The organism is Halorubrum sp. CBA1125 (genome assembly GCF_009742825.1).
In the GTDB taxonomy this organism is placed as follows: Archaea; Halobacteriota; Halobacteria; order Halobacteriales; family Haloferacaceae; genus Halorubrum.
On the sequence record NZ_WPCE01000223.1, the window covers coordinates 1 to 4,226 of the forward strand.

Annotated in this window: 4 protein-coding genes and 1 pseudogene; 2 read left to right on the top strand and 3 right to left on the bottom strand. The window is 70.3% G+C overall.

The annotated features are described in order from the left end of the window. Positions 1-164: 164 nt before the first annotated feature. Positions 165-1,160, top strand: a complete 996-nt coding sequence (locus GJ633_RS14530) for a radical SAM protein (RefSeq protein WP_156589383.1) — start codon at positions 165-167, stop codon at positions 1,158-1,160. Positions 1,161-1,254: 94 nt separating this feature from the next. Next, the gene (locus tag GJ633_RS14535; RefSeq protein WP_156589384.1) at positions 1,255-2,268 is read left to right on the top strand and encodes an aldo/keto reductase; all 1,014 of its coding nucleotides are present in this window, start codon (positions 1,255-1,257) and stop codon (positions 2,266-2,268) included. A 28-nt stretch (positions 2,269-2,296) separates the two neighbouring features. On the opposite strand, the gene hisH is transcribed toward GJ633_RS14535, so the two are convergent. From hisH to GJ633_RS14550, 3 genes and pseudogenes are all read right to left on the bottom strand, one after another. Further along, a complete protein-coding gene (hisH, locus tag GJ633_RS14540) occupies positions 2,297-2,956 on the bottom strand; it encodes an imidazole glycerol phosphate synthase subunit HisH (RefSeq protein WP_156589385.1) in 660 nt (219 codons plus the stop codon). 116 nt (positions 2,957-3,072) lie between these two features. Further along, a pseudogene (locus GJ633_RS14545) lies at positions 3,073-3,716 on the bottom strand (uracil-DNA glycosylase family protein). After that, on the bottom strand, positions 3,713-4,226 hold a 514-nt coding region (locus GJ633_RS14550; RefSeq protein ID WP_156589386.1), incomplete at its 5' end, for a DUF99 family protein. The gene GJ633_RS14550 and the pseudogene GJ633_RS14545, both read right to left, overlap by 4 nt.

The window sequence follows — 4,226 nt, forward strand, 5'->3', positions numbered from 1 at the left end:
GCGACGAGGCTGGGGAGGCGCGAGGCGGTGCGGTTCCGCGGTCGTCGCCGACCGAAGCCGGAGGGACGCGAGACGCGGGTCGTGGGGCGTCGTACCGTGTCGTTCCGCCTCCGTCCGCCGGAGTTCGGACGCTTTTTCAGGTCGCGGCGACTACGGGGCGGTAGATGATCTCCAAGGGCTGTGAACAGTGCGCCAAGGGCGGCAAGATGGTGCTTTTCGTCTACGGCTACTGTGACCAGCGGGACTGCTTCTACTGCCCTCTCGGAGAGAACCGGAAGAACGTCACCGACGTGTACGCCAACGAGCGGAAGGTCGAGTCCGACGAGGACGTGATCGCCGAGGCCAAGCGGATGAGCGCGCTCGGCACGTCGATCACCGGCGGCGAGCCACAGGAGGCGATGGCGAAGACGACGCGGTACCTCCGGCTGCTCAAAGACGAGTTCGGCGAGGACCACCACACCCACCTCTACACCGGTATCACGGGCGGCCGCGAGAACATGCGGAAGCTCAGCGAGGCCGGCCTCGACGAGATCCGCTTCCACCCGCCGCTGGAGCTGTGGGGCGACCTTCACGGCACCGAGTGGGAAGAGATCCTCTATATCGCCCGCGAAGAGGGGCTCACCCCCGCCTTCGAGATCCCCGGCATCCGCGCCGAGCCCGAGTTCCTGGAGTTCCTGGAGGAGGGCGCGGCGGAGTTCTGTAACGTCAACGAGTTCGAGATGAGCGACGGCAACTACCGGCGGATGCAAGCGGAGGGCTTCGAGCTGCAGGAGGGCCACATGTCCGCGGTCGAGGGGTCGAAAGACGCCATCCTCGAGGAGATGGCGAGCCACGAGCGGGTGTACTTCTGTACGTCGGTGTTCAAAGACGCCGCCCAGCACCGCAACCGCCTCAAGCGGATGGCCCGGAACATCCGCCGCGAGTTCGACGAGGTGACCGACGACGGCACGCTCGTCTACGGGAAGGCGTTCGCCGCCCCCGAGCGGTTCGAGGCGCTCGGCGTCCCCGAGGAGTTCTACACCGTCAAGTCGGACCACGTCGAGGTGGCGTGGTGGCTCCTAGAGGAGATGGTCGAGGACGGCGACCTCGACCGCGGCGAGATCGTCGAGCAGTACCCGACCGTGGACGGCACCGTCGTCGAGCGAACGCCGGTCGCCTGACCCGATCGGCAGTCCCGACATCTCTAGTCACACGTTCACACATCGCATCCGGTTGCTGTGGGTTTTTTGCGGCGAGGGCGACACCGATCGGTCGATGACGCGCTCACTCGACGAGATCGACCTCAAGACGGTTCCGCTCGGCCGGACGGGGCTCCGGACGAGCGAGCTCCAGTTCGGCACGTGGCGGTTCGGCCGCGTGACCGAGGCGGGCAGCGTGGAGATCGACGAGCAGCGGGCCCACGAGCTGCTCGACGCCTACGAGGCCGCGGGCGGGCGGTACGTCGACACCGCGGACGTGTACGGCGGCGGCGACTGCGAGCGCTGGATCGGCGACTGGCTCGAAGAGCGCGACCGCGAGCGCTACACGATCGCCTCGAAGGTGTACTGGCAGATCCGCGACGACGACCCGAACAGCCGCGGGACGAACCGCAAGAACGTCCGCCACCGCGTCGACGCGCTGCTCGACCGGCTCGACACCGACTACGTCGACGTGCTCTACATCCACCGCTGGGACGACGAGACGCTGGCTCGCGAGCTGATGAAGACGCTGAACGGACTCGTCGAGTCCGGCAAGGTCCACTACCTCGGCGCCTCGACGCTCCGGCCGAACGCCTGGAAGGTCGCCCGCGCCAACGCGATCGCCCGTAGCGAGGGGTGGGAGCCGTTCACCGTGCTCCAGCCGCGATACAACCTCGTCGACCGCGAGGTCGAGGGCGACTACCTGGAGTTCGCCCGAGATCGGAACCTCGCCGTCGCGCCGTGGAGCCCGCTCGGCCAGGGCTTCCTCACCGGGAAGTACGACCGCGACGCGGACCTGCCGGACGACTCGAAGGCGGCGGAGTCCTCCCGGTTCCAGGAGGCGTACCTCACCGAGGCGAACTTCGACGCCCACGACGTGCTCGACGAGGTCGCCGCGGCGGTCGACGCCACCCCCGCACAGACCGCGCTCGCGTGGCTCGCACACCGCGACGGCGTCACCGCCCCGATCGTCGGCGCGCGCACCGTCGAACAGCTCGAAGAGAACCTCGCCGCCGCGACGATCGACCTCTCCGACGAGCAGGTCGAGCGGCTGACCGCCGCGAAGCCCGGGCCCTACGACGGGCTCTGAAGGCGCGACCCCGACGAGGGGCTCCGACCTACTCGTCCGCGCAGTACTCGACGAAGTTCCGGAGGATCCGCAGCCCCGTCTCGCCGCTCTTCTCGGGGTGGAACTGGGTGCCGAACACGTTGCCCGCCTCGTTGGCGACGACCGCGGGGAAGTCGGCGCCGTAGTCTGCGGTGGCGACGACCGCGTCCGGGTCGTCGGGCTCGGCGTAGTAGGAGTGGACGAAGTAGGCGTACTCCCCGTTTACGCCCTCGACCAGCGGGTGATCGCGGGTGACCTCGAGCTCGTTCCACCCCATGTGCGGGACCTTGCGGTCCACGTCGAACCGGACGTTGGTTCCGGGGACCAGATCGAGTCCGGTCACCTCGCCCTCGCCCTCGTGGTCGGCCTCCTCGCTGGTGGTGAGAAGCATCTGCATCCCGAGACAGATCCCGAAGAGGGGGCGCCCGGCGTCGGCGTGATCGGTCAGCGCCTCGCGCAGGGGGCCGGCGTTCTCCATCCCCTCGCGGAACGCGCCGACGCCCGGGAGGACGACGCCGTCGGCGGCCGCGAACGACGCGGGGTCGTCGGTGATCTCGACCGACGCACCCGCCCGCTCCAGCCCGCGAGTGGCGGAACGGAGGTTCCCGAGACCGTAGTCGACCAGCACGACGTCCGCCAGCGTTTCCGACGGCGGTTCGAAGGTGCTCATACGCCCCCTCGGCGGGGGACAGAAAAGTCGGTTTCCCTTGTGGCAGGTGGCCGCCGGAAGCGCTCGGGGTGAGACGGGACGGGCGAGAACAGATCTCGACCGCCCGTCCCGCGGGGTCAGAACTCTCCCAGCCGGGACTGTCCGTCGGCGCCGTCCGCCCCGTCGGCGCCGCCAGATCCGTCCGGCTCGCCGGCCCCGCTCAGTTCCGCCGCCAGCGCGATCGTCTCGAAGAAGCCGTCCCGCTGGCTCCGGTCGTACAGCGTCGCGGCGGGGTGTACGGAGAGCAGGACGCGACGCTGTATCCCGGCGATCCGCGCGTCGACGACCTCGCCGGACTCCGAGGTGATCGCGACCGACCGGTCCAGCAGGTGCTCGCTCGGGACCTTCCCGAGCGTCACGATCAGCGCGGGGTCGAGCCGGTCGATCTCGGCGTCGAGATACCCCCGGCAGTTCGCGAGCTCCGCGGCGCTCGGGTCCCGGTTGTCCGGCGGACGACACCGCACGCAGTTGGTGATCCGGACGTCCTCCCGGAGGAGCCCGGCGTGCGTGAGCGCCTCGTCGAGCACGTCGCCCGAGCGGCCGACGAAGGGCTCGCCTTCCTCGTCCTCGGTCGCGCCCGGCCCCTCGCCTACGAACAGCAGGTCGCGTCGGTCGGGCCGACGCCGTCGACGATCCGGCCCCGTGACTCGACCAGCTCTGGACAGCGCTCGCACGACGGGACCCGGAGGTCGGCGTCGAGCCCGTCTCCGTCCTCGCTCATGCGTCCGGGTCGGATCGGGACCGTGATAAGTCCGTCCGGTCCCGGCCGGCGGCGATCGTCTCACGGTGAGCGCTCGCCGCGATCGCGGCGATCCGGAGCGGTTCGCTCCGTCGGAACCCCGCTCGCGTGAGCGCGCGGACCGCGTCCGCCGCGCGGCCGTCCGCGATCCCGACCGCGCGGACGAACCGGGGCGTCTCGCGCGAATCGTCGGCGGCAGATCGGGAGGACGGCGTCCGGTCGCTGGCGTCCGGCTCGACCGAACCCACGCGAACCCGCGGGGGGAGCGACCGGTACGTCGCGAGCCGGCGCGCGAGCGCGTCGCCGTCGAAGGCCTCGCGGAGCGCGGGCTCCAGGCCGGGGCTCCGCTCGTAGCTCACGGCGTATACCGGACGGTCGAGCGTCTCGTGTAGCCGGCGGAGGTCGAGGAGGTTGAACCACGCCGGCGCCACGCCCGCACAGGCGACGTGCCGGACGTCCTCGCGGTCGAGCGCGTCGAAGAGAGCGATCACG